General features: G+C 71.7%; 13 protein-coding genes. 9 read left to right on the forward strand and 4 right to left on the reverse strand.

The window, feature by feature from the left end:
- Positions 1-8: 8 nt before the first annotated feature.
- Both ACLJOK_RS04045 and ACLJOK_RS04050 read right to left on the reverse strand, forming a co-directional pair.
- Entirely contained in the window at positions 9-1,118 is a 1,110-nt protein-coding gene (locus ACLJOK_RS04045; protein WP_410816189.1) for a winged helix DNA-binding domain-containing protein, read from the reverse strand.
- Between the two features lie 107 nt (positions 1,119-1,225).
- Entirely contained in the window at positions 1,226-2,149 is a 924-nt protein-coding gene (locus tag ACLJOK_RS04050) for an SDR family NAD(P)-dependent oxidoreductase (RefSeq protein WP_410816190.1), read from the reverse strand.
- Between the two features lie 56 nt (positions 2,150-2,205).
- Here ACLJOK_RS04050 and ACLJOK_RS04055 point away from each other — a divergent pair, with 56 nt between their 5' ends.
- The 5 genes from ACLJOK_RS04055 (at position 2,206) to wrbA (ending at position 5,217) form a co-directional block, all read left to right on the forward strand.
- A complete protein-coding gene (locus ACLJOK_RS04055; RefSeq protein ID WP_410816191.1) occupies positions 2,206-2,649 on the forward strand; it encodes a MerR family transcriptional regulator in 444 nt (147 codons plus the stop codon).
- A 64-nt stretch (positions 2,650-2,713) separates the two neighbouring features.
- The gene (locus tag ACLJOK_RS04060) at positions 2,714-3,106 is read left to right on the forward strand and encodes a hypothetical protein (RefSeq protein WP_410816193.1); all 393 of its coding nucleotides are present in this window, start codon (positions 2,714-2,716) and stop codon (positions 3,104-3,106) included.
- 64 nt (positions 3,107-3,170) lie between these two features.
- Positions 3,171-3,929, forward strand: a complete 759-nt coding sequence (locus ACLJOK_RS04065; protein ID WP_410816195.1) for a HipA family kinase — start codon at positions 3,171-3,173, stop codon at positions 3,927-3,929.
- Positions 3,926-4,294, forward strand: coding sequence for a DUF3037 domain-containing protein (locus tag ACLJOK_RS04070; protein WP_130402437.1), 369 nt, complete (start codon positions 3,926-3,928; stop codon positions 4,292-4,294). Before ACLJOK_RS04065 ends, ACLJOK_RS04070 begins: the two co-directional genes overlap by 4 nt.
- A 305-nt stretch (positions 4,295-4,599) precedes the next feature.
- The gene (gene wrbA, locus ACLJOK_RS04075) at positions 4,600-5,217 is read left to right on the forward strand and encodes an NAD(P)H:quinone oxidoreductase (protein ID WP_410816196.1); all 618 of its coding nucleotides are present in this window, start codon (positions 4,600-4,602) and stop codon (positions 5,215-5,217) included.
- A gap of 95 nt (positions 5,218-5,312) precedes the next feature.
- Here the strand turns inward: wrbA and ACLJOK_RS04080 are convergent, their stop codons facing one another.
- Entirely contained in the window at positions 5,313-7,235 is a 1,923-nt protein-coding gene (locus ACLJOK_RS04080) for an anthranilate synthase family protein (protein WP_410816197.1), read from the reverse strand.
- 204 nt (positions 7,236-7,439) lie between these two features.
- On the opposite strand from ACLJOK_RS04080, the gene ACLJOK_RS04085 reads away from it, so the two are divergent.
- The 3 genes from ACLJOK_RS04085 to ACLJOK_RS04095 all read left to right on the forward strand — a co-directional run bounded on the left by ACLJOK_RS04085 (position 7,440) and on the right by ACLJOK_RS04095 (position 11,908).
- On the forward strand, positions 7,440-8,852 hold the full coding sequence (locus ACLJOK_RS04085) for an FGGY family carbohydrate kinase (RefSeq protein ID WP_410816199.1): 1,413 nt from the start codon (positions 7,440-7,442) through the stop codon (positions 8,850-8,852).
- 99 nt (positions 8,853-8,951) lie between these two features.
- Positions 8,952-11,489 carry a nitrate- and nitrite sensing domain-containing protein gene (locus ACLJOK_RS04090; RefSeq protein ID WP_410816200.1) on the forward strand — a complete coding sequence of 846 codons (2,538 nt, stop codon included), beginning with the start codon at positions 8,952-8,954 and terminating at the stop codon, positions 11,487-11,489.
- Between the two features lie 5 nt (positions 11,490-11,494).
- Positions 11,495-11,908, forward strand: coding sequence for a roadblock/LC7 domain-containing protein (locus ACLJOK_RS04095; protein ID WP_196925059.1), 414 nt, complete (start codon positions 11,495-11,497; stop codon positions 11,906-11,908).
- An 82-nt stretch (positions 11,909-11,990) separates the two neighbouring features.
- On the opposite strand, the gene ACLJOK_RS04100 is transcribed toward ACLJOK_RS04095, so the two are convergent.
- Positions 11,991-13,334 (reverse strand): GH1 family beta-glucosidase, encoded by a 1,344-nt coding sequence (locus ACLJOK_RS04100; protein WP_410816202.1) that lies wholly within the window; start codon positions 13,332-13,334, stop codon positions 11,991-11,993.
- A gap of 848 nt (positions 13,335-14,182) precedes the next feature.
- Between ACLJOK_RS04100 and ACLJOK_RS04105 the strand changes: the two genes are divergently transcribed.
- Entirely contained in the window at positions 14,183-17,089 is a 2,907-nt protein-coding gene (locus ACLJOK_RS04105) for a glycoside hydrolase family 48 protein (protein WP_410816203.1), read from the forward strand.
- Positions 17,090-17,346 lie beyond the last annotated feature (257 nt).

The raw sequence follows: 17,346 nt of genomic DNA on the forward strand, positions 1-17,346 counted from the left end.
CGGCCCGGTCAGGTCAGCCAGTCGAAGCGGGCCGGCAGCCCGAGGAAGTCGGCGTAGCGCCCGAGCGCCTGCTCCACCCGGGCCCGCGCGGCGACGTCGAGGGTCGTGAGCGGCTGGATCGTCACTGTGACGGCGGTGCGGCCGACCTTGCGCTTCCACACGCCCACCACCCGACCGGCGCGGACCACAGTGGCCTGGAAGATGCCGTTGTTGCCCGGCACCACGGCCGCCTGGTGGCCGGGGTCGAGCATCAACGTGCGGTCCCGGAAGCCGAGCAGATACTCGTCGAAGCCGGGCAGCGCCAGCACGTCGTCCGGTGCGGTGCGCGGCGCGTCGGCCACTGCCGCGTCGACGGACATCGGTGTGCCGTCGACGCGTACCGTGCTCAGCGCATCGTCGGCGGCGGCCAGGCCGCGCCGGGCGTCGGTCAGGGTGAGGCCGCTCCACCCGGCGAACTCGCGGTCGGTGACCGGGCCGTGCCCGCGGACGTAGCGGTGGGCGAGCAGGGCCAGCGCCTCGTCCCGCTCCAGCCGATGGGATGTGGGTGCCCACTCGTCGAGCAGGGCGAAGGTCTGGTCGGTGCCGACGTTCGGCGCCACGCAGGTCACGCCGCGAACGCTGGCATACCACAGCAGGTGGTAGCCACGTTGCCCGTCGGTGCCCAGGCCGGCCGCCCGCAGGGTGGCCAGGCACTGCGCGCGGGTAAGTCGACCGCCGCCGGCCAACGCGGCGCCGAGGACGTCCGCCGCCCGGTCCGCGTCGGCCTCGGTGAGCCCGAGCTGCGCCCGTCGGGTCGCCACGCCGGCCAGGGACCGTACGCCGGTCAGCTCCAGCATCCAGCGGGCGTCGGCGGGCGGGACGAGGTGCACGGTGCCCCGCATCGGCCAGGTGCGCAGCGCCTCGCGCCGCTCCAACGCCGCCTGCACGTCGGTCATGCGGTGACCGGGTAGCCGGGCGCCGAGCGACCACAGCCCGCTGGCCAGGTCCTGTGCCTGCATCGCGCCGAACCACTCGACCACCTCGGCGACGGTGCCGGGTCGGGTGCTCGGGTGTGGGCGCAGCAGCAGGCTGGTCATCCGCAGCGCCAGCGCGTCGGCCGCGCTGAGGTCGACAGGCATCGGCAGCCCTTCCCGAGGAGAAGACCCAGTTTAGGAGCCGACCGCATGGCCGGGGCACCCCGGCCGGTACGCGGGGCCGACAGCCGGAGCACCAGGTACGCGAGGGCTCAGTTGATGAGGTCGAGGCCGGTCAGGTCCGCCGACAGAGCCCAGAGACGGGCTGCCGCGCTGCCGTCGGTGGGGCTGCCGTCGGTGCGGCGGCAGTCCATGCAGTAGTCGCCGCCGCTCGCGTCGAGGTGAGGTGACGTGGCGGCCCAGACCTGGGTGGCCGCGCCCTGCTCGACGGTCTTGAACAGACCCGGAGCGGAATTCCCGTCCGCGTCGATCCAGCCCGCGGTGACCATCTCCTCGACGGCGAGGTGTCGTTGCAGAGGAGTGCGGATCCAGCCAGGGTTGACGGAGAAGGCTCGGACGCCGTGCGGTCTGCCGAGCAGGTCGAGGTGTCGGGCGAACAGGACGTTCGCGAGTTTGGACTGGGTGTAGGCCTCCCACTTGTCGTAGCCGCGCTCGAACTGCACGTCGTCCCACCGGATTCGCCACGCCGGGTCGCGCCCGGAGGCGACCGCGACGACACGAGCCGTGCCGGCAGCGATGAGCGCGGGCCACAGCAGGTTCGCCAGCGCGTAGTGGCCGAGGTGGTTGATCGCGAACTGCTTTTCCCAGCCGGGTCCCACCCGTGTCTCCGGGCAGGCCATGACGCCGGCGCTCGCGATCAGGATGTCGAGGGCGGCATGGCTGCTGAGGAACCGTTCGGTGAACGCGCGGACGGAGGCGAGGTCGGCGAGATCGATCTGGTCGACCTCGATCTCGACTCCGGCGGCGTCGGCGAGTGCCCGCTGCGCCACGTCCGGCCGGAGAGCTGGGACGACGACCCGAGCCCCGGCCTGGGTCAGCGCGAGGGTCGTGGCGAGTCCGAGGCCGGAGTAGCCGCCCGTGACGACTGCGGTCTTGCCGGTGAGGTCGATTCCGGTGAGGACGTCCCCGGTCGTGCTGTGGGCACCGAACGTGGTGTGGGTCGTATCGCTGGTCATGTCGCGGACGCTAAATGCTAGACCGAGGTCTAGGTCAACGGGTTACCGTCGACGCCATGGCGGACATGGGCCTGAGCATCGGGCAGGTGGCGCAGCGCACCGGCTTGAGTGTGCACACCCTGCGGCTCTACGAGCGTGAGGGTCTGCTGGCCAGCGAGGTGCGGCGTGACGGGTCGGGCCGGCGCGTCTACAGCGCCTGGGACGTCGAGTGGCTGGCGAACTGCGTCAAGTTCCGGGCCTCCGGAATGCCGCTCACGACGATCAGCCGCCTGGCCCAGCTCGTTCGCGCGGGCAGCGGCAACGAGGCCGAACGGCTCGAACTGCTCCGCGCACACCAGCGCCACATCATTGAGCAGTTCGCGCAGCTGCGCGACTGCCTCGACCTCATCAACGTCAAGGTGGCCAGCTACGAACGACACCTCAGCGCCGGCGCCTCCGGAGATCCCTGGCACGAGGAACGCCTGCCCGCACCGGAAAAGCACCGGATCGACGGGGCATAACGGGCCGCGCACGGGGGATGCGGCGGCCGGAAGTGCGCGCGTCGCGCGTACGGAAGGGAATCTCATGACTGCCGCAAGCGAGCCGGCGCGGGGCGCCGGTGTGACGGCCGGGTCCCGCGGACATCGGGGGGACGCCCGCGCGAAGACGAGCGCCGCGGCGACGTTCGCCCTGGTGTTCGGAGTGGCCGCTCTGTTCAGCGTGTTGACGGCGATCCTCGCCTGGCTGGGGTTGGTGCTCGGCATCATCGGGATCATCCTCGGCATCGTCGGGCTCAAGATGGCGCGCCGACCCGGGGTCACCGGTCGTGGCGTGTCGATCGGCGGCCTGGTGCTCAGCATCCTGGCCGTGCTGATCGGGCTCGGTCTGGCCGCGGGGATCACCACGTTCGTGAACAACGAGAACGCTGTGGACCGCCTCCAGACCCAGGTCGACAAGCTGCGCGACAAGATCGACTGACCGGCGCGTGCCGCTCTGGGCCGGGCCGCCACCCGTTCCGGTCGGCCCCAGTAGGGTGGGCGGCGTGCTCCGCCAGGTCACCGCGATCCGTTACGTCACCCCGCTGCGCGAGGGTGGGTCGCTGCCGGGCGTGGTGGAGGCCGACGACCTGGGCACCTACGTGGCGAAGTTCCGAGGCGCCGGGCAGGGGCCCAAGGCGCTGATCGCCGAGGTGATCTGCGGTGAGCTGGCGCGCCGGCTGGGGTTGCGGGTGCCGCCGCTGGTGGTCCTCGACATCGACCCGGTGATCGGGCGGGCCGAGCCCGACCAGGAGGTGCAGGAGCTGCTGCGCAACAGCGGCGGCGCCAACCTCGGGATGGACTTCCTGCCCGGGGCGCTGGGCTTCGACCCGGTGGCGCACACCGTCGACCCGGAGTTGGCCTCCCGGGTGCTCTGGTTCGACGCGTACGTGGAGAACGTCGACCGGAGTTGGCGCAACCCGAACCTGCTCGTCTGGCACCGGGAGCTGTGGCTGATCGACCACGGCGCCTCGCTGTACTTCCACCACAACTGGCCGCGCGCCGAGGCCGCTGTGCACCGGGCCTACCGCGCGGAGGATCACGTGCTCGCGCCGTACGCGTCGCGGCTGGCCGAGGCCGACGCCGAGCTGGCGCCCCAGGTCACCCCGGAGTTGCTCGCCGAGGTGCTGGCCCTGGTGCCGGGGGAGTGGTTGACCGCCGCCGACTTCGAGACGGCCGACGCGGCGCGGGGCGCGTACCTGGATCACCTGTCCCGCCGGGTCGCCCGCACGGCCGACTGGCTGCCATCGGGGAGCGGGGCATGAGGCAACCCTTCGAGTACGCGCTGATCCGGCTCGTGCCCCGCATCGAGCGCGGCGAGCAGATCAACGTCGGGGTGTTGCTCTACTGCCAGCAGCGCGACTTCCTGGCCGCGCGAACGCACCTGGACGCCGACCGGGTTCGCGCGCTGGCGCCCGACGTCGACCTGCCGGCGGTGGCCGCGGTGCTCGACTCCTGGGACCGGACCTGCTCGGGTGACGGGCCGGCCACCCGGATGCGGCTCGGTGAGCGGTTCCACTGGCTGGCCGCGCCGCGCAGCACGATGATCCAGACGGGGCCGGTGCACACCGGTCTCACCGTCGACCCGGCGGCCGAGCTGGACCGGCTGATGGCGGCCCTGGTCCGCTGAGCCGAGGCGCGGGCGAGGCAGGGGCGCGGGAGCGGTGGTCGTCCCCTGATCGCGCTACGCCAGCGCCGTTGCCGGCGGAGCGCGATCCCCCGTTCAGGTGCCCGGTGCGGGGCGGCGGCTCAATCCCGCCGGCACCGATGGCATCAGGATCGTCGTCCGCGCGCGACGTCGGGCCGGAACGACCGGGAAGTTGCGGAAAACTTGAGCCGGCGGACCGGTATCCGGGACGACCTCGGGCTGTCGTTAGAGCGCGTCCGCAGCGGGTAGTCGCGGGAGCTGATCCGAGACGAGAAGGGGACACTCTGATGGCTGCCCAGACCAAGGTAGCGGTGATCTACTACAGCGCCACCGGCACCACCTACCAGATGGCGCAGGCCGTGTGTGAGGCCGCCGGGGACGCTGGCGCCGACGTGCGCCTGCGCAAAGTGCGTGAGTTGGCGCCGGACGAGGCGATCCGTTCGAACTCCGGCTGGGAGGCGCACCGCCTGGAGACCCAGGACGTGCCCGAGGCGATGCTCGACGACCTCACCTGGGCCGACGTGGCGATCTTCGGTGCGCCGACCCGGTACGGCATGATCGCTGCCCAGCTGAAGCAGTTCATCGACACCACCGGCCCGCTCTGGTCCCAGGGCGGGCTGGTCAACAAGGTCTACTCCGCCTTCACCTCGACGGGCACCTCGCACGGCGGGCAGGAAACCACGCTGACCTCGCTCTTCAACGTCTTCTACCACTGGGGCGGTGTCGTGGTCACCCCCGGATACACCGACACCAGCCAGTTCATCGCCGGCAACCCGTACGGTGCCTCGCACACCAGCAACAACGGGGAGATCGCCCCGGATGCCGTTGCGCTCGAGGCCTGCGCGCTCACCGCCCGGCGCGCCGTGCAGCTGGGTGCCGCGCTGAAGGCGGGCCTGGCGGGCTGAGCGGCTGACAGCTGAGGGCGACCGGTGGCGCGGGCGGGGGCTCTCGGCCCGTCCGCGCCACCGGTCCATTCAGCCCTACCCCCGGGCCGGGGCGACTATGCGCCTCCACGCGGCGCGGACAGCTCGTCCGGGCGCGACGCAGGTAGCAGCTCGGTCACCAGCTCGCTCAGCACGGCGAGCCCGTCCGGGCTGAGCACCGACTCCGCGTGGAACTGCACCCCGGCGAAGCCGCGCCCGCGCAGGGCGTGCACGGCGCCGTCGCCCGGGTCCCGGGCCAGCTCCACCGGCCCGTACGCGGTGACCAGCCGGTCGGTCTCGGCGCGGGCGGTGAACGTCGAGTAGAACCCGACCCGGCGGGTCCGGCCGAACAGCTGCACCTCCCGCTGCAACCCCTGATAGGGCGCGTCCCGGCGGTGCAGCGTCAGCCCCAGCAGCCCGGCCAGCACCTGATGGCCGAGGCAGACCGCGAGGGTGGGACGGCCGGCGGCCAGCAGTCCGGTCAGCAGCTTGCGCAGCGCCAGCATCTTCGGTTCGTCCGCGCTGCCCGGGTCGCCCGGCCCGGGACCGGCGACCACCAGGTCGAAGTCGTCGACCGGGCCGCTCGCGTGCCACTGGCGGGTGGTCACCGCGAGACCCAACGCGCTCAGCTGGTGGGCCAGCATTCCGGTGAAGGTGTCCTCGGCGTCCACGATCAACACCCGGCGGCCGACCAGCTCGGGCAGTCCGGGTGCGTCCGGTGACCGCTGGTCCAGCCAGAACCGCGCCAGCGGTGCGTTGCGCGCGGCCAGCGCGTCGCGTACCGCCGGGTCGTCGGCCAGCCGCGCGACCGGCCCGCGGTCGCCGACGGCCGTCGCCGGTCCGAGGCCGAGCGCGGCCAGCACCCCGGCGGCCTTGGCGTGCGTCTCGGCCACCTCGCCGGCCGCCGTCGAGTGCCGGACCAGTGTCGCGCCGACCGGAACCCGCAGTCGGCCGGCGGGGGAGATCTCGGCGGTCCGGATCAGGATCGGGGCGTCGAGGGTCTGCCGGCCGGCGTCGTCGTGGCCGAGCAACGCCAGCACGCCCCCGTAGTAGCCCCGGCCCCGGCGCTCGTGCCGGGCGATCACCCGGCAGGCGTTCTCGATCGGGCTGCCCGTCACGGTGGGGGCGAACATCGTCTCGCGCAGCACCTCCCGCACGTCGCGGGTGCCCCGCCCGGCGAGCAGGTACTCGGTGTGCGCCAGGTGCGACATCTCCTTCAGGTACGGCCCGATCACCTGCCCACCGTGCTCGGCGACGGTGGCCATCATCTTCAGCTCCTCGTCGAGCACCATGTACAGCTCTTCGGTCTCCTTCTCATCGGCGAGGAAGCGCAGCAGGGCCGCCCGGTCGACGACGCCACCGGGACAGCGGAAGGTGCCGCTGATCGGGTTCATCATCACCAGTCCGTCGTCGACGCTGACGTGCCGCTCCGGGCTGGCGCCGACCAGCGTCCGGGTGCCGGTGTGCACCACGAACGTCCAGTACGCGCCGCGTTCGGCGATCAGCAGCCGGCGCAGCGCGGCCAGCGCGGCTCCCAACGGCGGGCCCTGCACTGTGGCGTGCAGGGCGCGGTGGATGACGAAGTTCGCGCCCTCGCCGCGGCCGATCTCCTCGGACAGCACCCGCTGCACGGTCCGGGCGTACTCCTCGTCGCTGACGTCGAAGCCGGCGTCGGTGGTGCGCACCGGTTCGTCGGGCAGCGCGGCGAGGGCGGCGGTCAGCGGGATCCGTTGGTGCTCGCGGACCTGGAGGAACTCCAGCGGGGCGCCGTCGTCGACGCAGGCGAACCCGCGCTCGGTGATCTGCCGGAACGGCACCAGGGCCAGCGTCCGCGCCCCGGGCGGGCCCGCCGGAAGCGGAAGGTCGGTGAGCTCTTCGACGGTGTCCACCGAGCCGGTGAACAGGTCCAGGTCGTCAGCGCCCTCGCGGCGCAGCAGCGCGAAGGGGCCGGGGTCGACGCCGTGCGCGACGGCGGAGAGCAGGTCGGTCAGGTGGGTCATCGGAGTCTCCGTCGGGCTGGGTGCCGCCGTCGGGCGGCCCTCCGGCCGGGAGATCCGGCGACCGCCTCGATGGCGGCCGCGTGGATGGAGCTACGCGCGGGAGATGGCCGCCGGGTCGGCGGGCCACCAACTGGTCAACTGCGCGAGCATGTGATCCACCCTACGCGCCCGTCAGCCGGCTGGCACGGGGTAACTTGACCGGCGATGAACATTCTCGCGCTCGACCTGGGCACCTCCTCGGTACGCGGGCTGGTGCTGGACGCGGACACCCAGCCGCTGCCCGGCGCTCTGGCCCGCCGCAAGGTCGACCTCGCCATCGGCGACGACGGCACCGGCACGCTGTCCGGCCGGGATTATCTGGCGAGCCTTGTCGAGTGCCTGGACGAGCTGGCCGACTCGGGGCACCTGCACGACGTCGGCCTGGTGGCGGTCTCCGCCCAGTGGCACTCGGTGCTCCCGCTGGACCGCGACGGTGCCCCCCTGGGCCCGGTGGTCACCTGGCTGGACACCCGGCCCGCCCCCGTCGGGCGCACCGCCGGGCCGGCCGACCCGGACGGCTTCCACCAGCGCACCGGCTGCTGGTGGCACCGTTCGTACTGGTCGATGCGGTTGCCCTGGTTGCGTGAGCAGTCCGGCACCCCGATCGCCCGGTTCGTGGGTCTGCCCGAGTACGTGTTGGGCGAGCTGCTCGACTCGGCGCCCATGTCGATCTCCCAGGCCTCCGGGACCGGCCTGCTGGACCTGCGCACCCTGCGCTGGGACGAGGAGGCGCTGACGCTGGCCGAGGCGCGGCCGGAGGAACTGCCGCCGCTGGGCGGGCTGGACTGGCACGGCCGGCTCCGGGTCGACCTGGCCCGTCGGTGGCCGCAGTTGGCGCAGGCCCGCTGGTCGCCGCCGGTGGGCGACGGTGGGGCGTCGAACGTCGGCTCGGGCTGCGTCGACCCGAGCCGGGCCGCGGTCACAGTGGGCACCTCCGCAGCCGTACGGCTGATGCAGCGGATCCCGGCGGGCGAGCCGATGCCGCGCCTGCCCGAACGGTTGTGGCGGTACCGGGTCGACCACGACCACGTGGTGACCGGGGCGGCGTACGCCAACGGCGGCAACCTCTTCGCCTGGGCGGACCGGGAGCTGCGGTTGCCTCGGGGCGCCGAGCTGGACGCGGCGCTGGCGCTGGTGCCGGCGGGCGGCGGTCGGCCGGCGGATCCCCGCTTCGGTGGCGACCGGGCGCCCGGTCTGGCGCCGGCGGGCAGCGGTGAGCTGCGCGGTCTCAGCTTCGGCACCACAGCGGTCGACATCCTGGCCGGGCTGATGCAGGGGTTGTGTGAGATGGTCGCCGAGGATCTGGGCGTGCTGGAGTCCACCATCGACAAACCGGTCGGCGTGGTGCTGGGCGGCGGTGCGGTGGCCGCCTCGGTGTGGTGGCGGCAGGCCTTCGCGACCGCGCTCGCACCGCGACCGGTGTCGCATCAACGTAACCCGGAGATCGGCGCCACCGGTGCCGCGTTGGTGGCGCTGGGGCGCTTCGGTGACGCTATCGAGCTCGCCGACATCGGCCGGACGGACGAGCTGGTTTTACCGACCACGGCAGGACGTTCCCACCCGCAGTATCCTTCCTGAACCTCGGCCTCGCCCGGGCCGTTGACAGCGGTACCGAGCCTGGTTGGATGGACTGCGCTCCCCCGACCGCGGTGGACGCGGTAGGACGGAGGAGGCAGGGTGGCGGCAGGTCCCGACCCGGCGAACGGCGCGGTGTCGAACCATCGCCGACGCCGCTTCGATGTCCGAGTCGTTCCGCATCGACGGCGGTCGCCGTTCCGGCTGCGCGACTGGCGGATGAGCACGAAGCTCGCCACAGTGCTGCTGGTGCCGTCGATGGCGTTCCTCCTGCTCGCCGGGGTGCAGACCAGCGCCCTGGTGGGGCGGACGACGGTGTTGAACGACTTCTCCAGTCAGGTCGGCATCGGCCGGCAGATCACCGCTGCGGTGCACCAGCTCCAGCAGGAGCGTGACCGCTCGGCGGGGGAGCTGGGTGAGCTGCGTAAGGGTGGTGACCGGCAGTCCGCCGCGAACGACCTGAAGCCGTTGCAGGCGGCCACCGACAAGGCCATCGTGGACCTCAGTCGGGCCGCCGAGCCGCTGGCGGACGCGGACGCGTCCTGGCGGGTGGCCTTCTCCGAGGCGCTGGAGGCGTACGACCAGGTGGTCGACATCCGCTCGGCGATTCCGCCGGCGGTGCTCAGCACCGAGACCATCCTGGGTAACTACCACCGTGCCGTCGGGGCGTTGCTCGACCTGCTCGCCGAGCCGACGCCCGGTCAGAACCAGCCGGCGTTGAACGACGCGGTGCTGCGCTACGTCCAGTTGGCCCGGGTCAAGGAGCTCTCCTCCCGGGTGCGGGCCCAGCTCTACGCCGCCGCTCGCGCCGGTGCGTACGGCACCGAGGACCGGGTGGTCCTCGCCGACCTGCGCGGTCAGCAACTCACCGCGCTGGGCGCGTTCCGGGTGGCCGCGACCAGTGAGCAAATCCGCCGCTACGACGAGACCTCGGTGTCGCCGATGTTCCTGGTCGCCACCGGGTTGGAGGAGCGCAGCCTGTCCTCCGGCGGCGCGTCGCCGCAGGTGCTGCCGTCGGAGCAGTGGTGGTCGGCCAGCCAGCAGCGCCAGGAGCTGCTGCGTCAGCTTGAGGCGGGTGTGCTCGACGACGCCGTGCGGCAGGCCGAGGAGGCCAGCGACGATCAGCTGCGGACGACCCTGCTGGTCGTCGGCGGGGTCGTCACGGTCCTGCTGGCCGCCCTGCTGATCTCGTTGCTCATCGGGCGGTCGGTCGCCCGGTCGATGCGGATGCTGCGCAGCCAGGCGCTGCGGATCGCCCAGGTCGAGTTGCCGGACGCCCTGGACCGGCTGAAGACCGTCACCGGTGGGGTGCCGCGCATCGACGTCGCGCCGGCGGTGGTCCGCTCGCTCGACGAGATCGGCGAGCTGGCCGAGGCGTTCGTGGCGGTGCACCGCAGCGCGGTCACCGTCGCCGTCGAGCAGGCGCTGATGCGGCGCAACGTCAACGCGATGTTCGTCAACCTGGCCCGCCGTAGCCAGGTGCTGGTGGAGCGTCAGCTGGAGCTGTTGGACGACCTGGAGCGCGAGGAGAGCGACCCGGACCAGCTGGAGAACCTGTTCAAGCTCGATCACCTGGCCGCCCGGATGCGCCGTAACGACGAGAGCCTGCTGGTGCTCGCCGGCACCGACTCGACCCGCCGGTGGAACCGGCCGGTCGGGCTGGGTGCGGTGCTGCTGGCCGCCGCCGCGGAGATCGAGCAGTACCAGCGGGTCCGGATCGAGTCGGTGGCCGACGTGCACGTGGTCGGGCACGCGGTCGGCGAGTTGGTGCACCTGCTGGCCGAGCTGCTGGAGAACGCCACTGCCTTCTCCCGCCCGGACACCGTCGTGGTGGTGACCGCCCGGGTCGAGGCGGGCGCTGCGCTGATCGAGATCGTCGACCGGGGTCTCGGTATGAGCCCGGCCGCGTTGGTGCAGGCGAACGAGGTGCTGGCCAGCCCTCCGGCCGCGGACGTCGCGGCGGTGGAGCGGATGGGGCACTTCGTGGTCAGTCACCTGGCGGCCCGGTTGCGCGTCGGCGTGCGGTTGGAGGGCGGCGAGGACGGCCTGGTCGCCCGGCTCGCCCTGCCCGAGGTGTTGCTGGCCCCGGCGGGCAGTGTGGAGCTGGATTCGCCCCCGTCGGCGCGGATGCTGGCGGCGAGCGCGGCGCGAGGGCTGGTTCCGCAGTCCGGGGCCGCCCGGCAGCCCGCTGCCCCGGTGCTGAACGGCGGGGTACGGGACCTGCCGGTGGCCGGCCGCCCGCCCGGCGTCGGCGTGCCGCGTCAGGGCCGCCCGGTGCCGGTACGCGCCGAGGACGTGTTGACCCCCGCCGCTGCTCGCGGTGCCGGCGGGGGCTGGTATTCGCGGCAGGGCCCGACCGCGCCGGTGGTGCCCGCTGCTGCGGCGCCACCAACGATCCCGGTGACCGCCGGCACCAATGAGCGGGGATTGCCGATGCGGGTGCCCATGGCGCAGTTGAGCGCGGTCACCCGTTCGGCACAACCGATGACGGCACCGACCCGCACCGACCCGGACCCGGAGGCGGTCGGCGGCATGCTCTCGCGGCTCTACAGCGGAGTACGGCGCGCCGAGGCTGAGGACACCACCGAGATACCCGTGCCACCGTCCGGGGGGCACGACGAAGGGGGACGACGACAGTGACGACGTTGAGCCAGGAGGCGCGTGACCTGAGCTGGCTGGTGAGCGCGTTCGCGGAGCGGGTGCCGGGTGTGGCGCACGCGGTGGTGGTCTCCTCTGACGGGCTGCTGGTGGCGATCTCCGATCACCTGCCGCGGGACAACGCGGACAAACTCGCCGCGGTGACCTCCGGGCTGATGAGTATCACCGCGGGCGCGGCCTCGATGTTCGACGGCGACGTCGTCAAGCAGACGGTGGTCGAGATGGGCCGTGGCTACTTCCTGGTGATGCAGATCCGCGACGGTTCGATTCTGGCCACGCTGGCCGCCGGTGACGCGGACATCGGCGTGGTCGGCTACGAGATGGCCCGGCTGGCCAAGCAGGCGGGGGAGATGCTCACCCCGGCCCTGCGGGCGGAGTTGCAGCAGGCGCTGCCCCGCTGAGTGTGAGCCGGCCGAGGCCCGGACGGTCACCGGCTCACCCGAGCCGAGCCGTCCGGGCCCGGACGTCCGGGTGGCGGCGCGGTCAGAAGCCGCCGTCGGCGATGACGGAGCGGTACCAGGTGGCGGAGTTCTTGAGCACCCGTCGCTGGGTGGCGTAGTCGACGTAGACCAGGCCCCAGCGCTGGTCGTAGCCCTGGTCCCACTCGAAGTTGTCCAGCAGTGACCAGACGTGGAAGCTCTCCAGCGGCACTCCGTCGGCGATGGCCCGGTGCGCGGCGGTGAGGTGGTCGCGAAGGAAGCTGATCCGCCCGGTGTCCTGGATGGTGCCGTCCGTGCCCAGGGTGTCCGGGGTGGGCAGCCCGTTCTCGGTGATGGTGAGCGGGATCGGGCCGTATTCGCGGGTGATCCGGGTCAGCAGGTCGTACATCCCCTCGGGGTAGATCTGCTGCCATTCGGCCTCGGAGGTCGCCCAGCGGTGTGCGGTGCCGCCGTCGCCGGTGACGTAGATCGGGGTGTAGTACTGCACGGCCAGCAGGTCGATCGGCGCGGAGATGGTCTTCAGGTCGCCGTCGCGGATGCCCTGGACCATCCGGCTCTGTGGGCCCAGGTCGGCCAGCAGGTCCTCCGGGTAGCTGCCCCTGAGCAGGGAGTCGAGGTAGAGGCGGTTCTCGTAGGCGTCGTAGAGGTGGGCGGCCGCGGCGGCCTGCGGGGAGTCGTCGGCGGGGTAGCAGGGGTGCAGGTTGAGCGCGGGGCCGATGCGGCTGTCGCTGCCGGTGGCGCGCAGCGCAGCGACGGCGAACCCGTGGGCGAGTTGCAGGTGGTGGGCGACGAGGTAGGCGGCGTCCGGGTCCTGCCGGCCGGGGGCGTGGTGGCCGGTGAGATAGCCGTTCTGCACCACGGTCTTGGGTTCGTTGATGGTGAGCCAGGCCGGCACCTGGTCGCCGAGGGCGCGGAAGACCACGTCGGCGTAGTCGGCGAAGCGGTGGGCGGTGTCGCGTGACTCCCAGCCGCCGGCGTCCTGGAGCGCCTGCGGGAGGTCCCAGTGGAACAGGGTGGCCATCGGGGTGATTCCGCGCTCGTGCAGGCCGTCGAGGATTCGGCGGTAGAAGTCGAGGCCGCGTTGGTTGGGCGTGCCGGTGCCGTCGGGCTGGATCCGGGGCCAGGAGATGGAGAAGCGGTAGCTGCGCAACCCGAGGTCGCGCATGAGGTCGAGGTCCTCGGCGTAGCGGTGGTAGTGGTCGATGGCCACGTCGCCGGTGTCGCCGTTGCGGGTGCGCCCTGGGACGCGGCTGAAGGTGTCCCAGACCGACTCGCCGCGCCCGTCCTCCTTGGTGGCGCCCTCGATCTGGTACGCGGAGGTGGCCGCGCCCCAGCCGAAGTTGTCCGGAAAGCGCAGCGGGCCGGCGGGCCCAATAGGTATCGACATGGATTCTCCTCATGGATACGGGGCCACCGCCGAAAGATTCGGGAGCGCTCCCATGATAGGGCAGACGCTGCCGGCCGGTCAGCCGGCCGTCAGGACGGCCGGCGCTGGCTGATGGGAGGCGGGTGTGTGGCCCCGAGCAGCGAACGAGGCCGTCCGGGCGGCGCGGCGCGCCTGTCCCGTCGGCCTCTTTTCCTATCGTGTACGGGGGTTTAGTGTGGGGACGGGGGAGGGCAACCCCCGTCCCCACCGTAACTGCACACACACGGGCGAGATTTGGGTCCTGCCGTGCGTGTCGCGCGGGAGCCGGGCCACGCGAGTGGCTCTGGTTCCACCTCCCTCCCTGTGGTGGGACGATGGCTGACGACGGCGTCCGGGCTGGCCCGTCGTCGGCCCTCGGTCTGGTTCCCCGGGCTCGTCAGAGACGCTCCCAGCGATCTTCTTGTTGGAACCTTGTCGATGGAAGCGCTCCCATCGACCGATGTTGCGACTGTAACGCCCGTCACGCCTTTGTGAAAGACCCAAAACGAGATCGAAACAAGGAGCTGATCCGGCTCTCCGCGCGCTTGTTGTGGGAGCGCTTCCATGGCACACTGTCGATTCGACGCGACAGGAGCCACATCGCGTGAGTGCGGGTCCACCGAGGGCAACCGGCAGCACCAGCTCCGGTCACGGTCACCCGAGCGCAGCCGGCGGGACCCCCTCCCGTGCGGGCTGCACGCCCTACCCCGGCCGGGCCCGGGGAAGACCACCTTCCCGGCGCCTCGACATCCCCGCGGACCACCACCACCCTCGCGGGCAGGCGCCTCGCCGGGGACCATCCCGGCCTGGTCCGAGGAGACACCGCGCACATGAGACAACTGGCAATACGCCGGCGCGTGGCGCTCGCCGCCGCCGCGCTGCTCGCCATCGGCGGGGTGACCCTGCCGGCCGGCGCCGCACAGGCCGCACCCGCCTGCGACGTGGTCTACGCGACCAACGACTGGAACACCGGCTTCACCGCGAACGTCACCATCAAGAACCTGGGTGACCCGGTGAGCAACTGGACGCTCAAGTGGACCTTCCCGACCAGCGGTCAGCGGGTCACCCAGGGCTGGTCGGCAAAATTCAGCCAGACCGGCAGCGAGGTCACCGCGACCAACGAGTCGTACAACGGCAACCTTGCCACCGGGGCCTCCACCACCATCGGCTTCAACGGCGCCCACTCGGGCAGCAACCCGAAGCCCACCTCGTTCACGCTCAACGGCACCCCCTGCAACGGCACCCCGGCCAACCAGCCGCCGACGGTCTCCCTCGGCCTGCCGAGCGGGCCGTTCACCGCGCCGGCCGACGTGCCGCTGACCGCCACCGCCAGCGACCCGGACGGGACGATCAGCAAGGTCGAGTTCTACCGCAACGGCCTGCTGATCAACACCGACACCTCCGCCCCGTACGCGTACACCCAGGAGGACCTGCCGGCCGGCAGCTACACCGTCCAGGCCAAGGCGTACGACAACGCCAACGGCATCGGGGTCGACGAGAAGGCGTTCACCGTCGGGGCCGCCACCGGCCCGACACTTGTCGCCACGCCCTCCGCGGTGAGCGTCGCCGAGGGTGGCAGCGCCACCTTCAACCTCAAGCTCAGCGCCGCCCCGACGGCCAACGTGCCGGTCACCCTCACCCGCACCGGTGACACCGATGTCACTGTCTCGCCGGCCACCGCCACGCTGACCCCGAGCAACTGGAACACCGGGGTCACCGTCACGGTCGCCGCTGCGGAGGACACCGACACCGTCGGCGGCGCCGCCACCATCACCGCGTCCGCCACCGGTCTCGCCTCGCTGGCGGTCAGCGCCACCGAGATTGACAACGACACCCCGGGCGGCGACAACGCCTACACCGCGAAGTTCCTCGAGCAGTACGGCAAGATCAAGAACTCGGGCTACTTCAGCCCCGAGGGCGTGCCGTACCACTCGGTCGAGACGCTGATCGTCGAGGCGCCCGACCACGGCCACGAGACGACCTCGGAGGCGTTCAGCTTCTGGCTCTGGCTGGAGGCCTACTACGGCAAGGTCACCCAGAACTGGGCCCCGTTCAACAACGCCTGGACGGTGATGGAGAAGTACATCATCCCCACGCACGCCGACCAGCCGACCGCCGGCTCCGCCGGCACCCCGCAGTACGCCGCGGAGTACAACCTGCCCAGCCAGTACCCGTCGGCGCTGAACCCGAACGTCTCGGTCGGTCAGGACCCGCTGCGCTCGGAGTTGCAGTCCACCTACGGCACCGGCGACATCTACGGCATGCACTGGCTGATGGACGTCGACAACACCTACGGCTTCGGCCGCTGCGGTGACGGCACCACCAAGCCGGCCTACATCAACACCTTCCAGCGGGGCACCCAGGAGTCGGTGTGGGAGACCGTTCCGCAGCCCTCCTGCGACACCTTCAAGCACGGCGGTCAGTACGGCTACCTCGACCTGTTCGTCAAGGACACCGGCGCCCCCGCCAAGCAGTGGAAGTACACGAACGCCCCGGACGCCGACGCCCGCGCCGTGCAGGCCGCGTACTGGGCGCTGACCTGGTCCAAGGCGCAGAACAAGCAGGCCGACGTCGCGGCCACCATCGCCAAGGCCGCGAAGATGGGCGACTACCTGCGGTACGCGATGTTCGACAAGTACTTCAAGAAGATCGGCAACTGCGTCGGGGCCAGCACCTGCCCCGCCGGCAGCGGCAAGGACTCGGCGCACTACCTGCTGTCCTGGTACTACGCCTGGGGCGGCGCGTACGACGCCAGCCAGAACTGGTCCTGGCGGATCGGCTCCAGCCACAACCACTTCGGCTACCAGAACCCGTTCGCGGCCTGGGCGCTGACCAACACCCCGGAGCTCAAGCCGCAGTCGTCGACAGCTGTCGCCGACTGGACCAAGAGCTTCGAGCGGCAGCTGGAGTTCTACACCTGGTTGCAGTCCGCCGAGGGCGGCATCGCCGGTGGCGCCACCAACAGCTGGGACGGTAGCTACGCCCAGCCGCCGGCCGGCACCAGCACCTTCTACGGCATGTTCTACGACGTCGACCCGGTCTACAACGACCCGCCGTCGAACCAGTGGTTCGGTATGCAGGCCTGGTCGATGCAGCGCATCGCCGAGCTGTACCAGCAGACCGGCAACGCGAAGGCCAAGGCCCTGCTGGACAAGTGGGTGCCCTGGGCGATCGCCAACACCACCCTCGGCACCAACTGGTCGATCCCGTCGGACATGGCGTGGACCGGCCAGCCGACCACCTGGAACCCGTCCAACCCGCAGCCCAACACCGGCCTGCACGTCGAGGTCATCAGCAAGGGCCAGGACGTCGGTGTCACCGCCGCCTACGCCCGGATCCTGATCGCGTACGCGGCCAAGTCGGGCAACGTGGCAGCCAAGAACACCGCCAAGGGGCTGCTCGACGCGCTGTCGGCCGCCAGCGACGCCAAGGGTGTCTCCACCACCGAAAAGCGTGGCGACTACCGGCGCTTCGACGACGTCTACAACGCGTCCACCGGGCAGGGCCTCTACGTCCCGTCGGGCTGGACCGGGAAGATGCCGAACGGCGACACCATCGCCGCCGGCAAGAGCTTCCTCGACATCCGGTCCTTCTACAAGAACGACCCGGACTGGCCCAAGGTGCAGGCGTACCTGGACGGTGGTGCGGAGCCGAGCTTCAACTACCACCGGTTCTGGGCGCAGGCTGACGTCGCCATGGCGTACGCCGACTACGGCAGCATGTTCCCGAACGGCTGAGACGACCCGGGGTGGGTGGCGTGGACCGCCCACCCCGGGGTCCGGCCCGGGTCCGGGGAACGACGGACCGGGGCTGGCGGACGGCCTGACACCCACGGTCAGGCCGGGGTGGGCCGGCCATCTGGCCGACGCAGCGGATCGGCTGGCCCACCCCACCGCCCGGACTGGAGCCAGCCGCGAAAAAGCCCAGAAATTCGGGCCGTCGCGGGATCACACCGAGGTCAATGACGGAGTAACGTACGTCACCGGAGAGGCCG

The organism is Micromonospora sp. 050-3 (genome assembly GCF_046549335.1).
Lineage (GTDB): Bacteria > Actinomycetota > Actinomycetes > Mycobacteriales > Micromonosporaceae > Micromonospora > Micromonospora trifolii.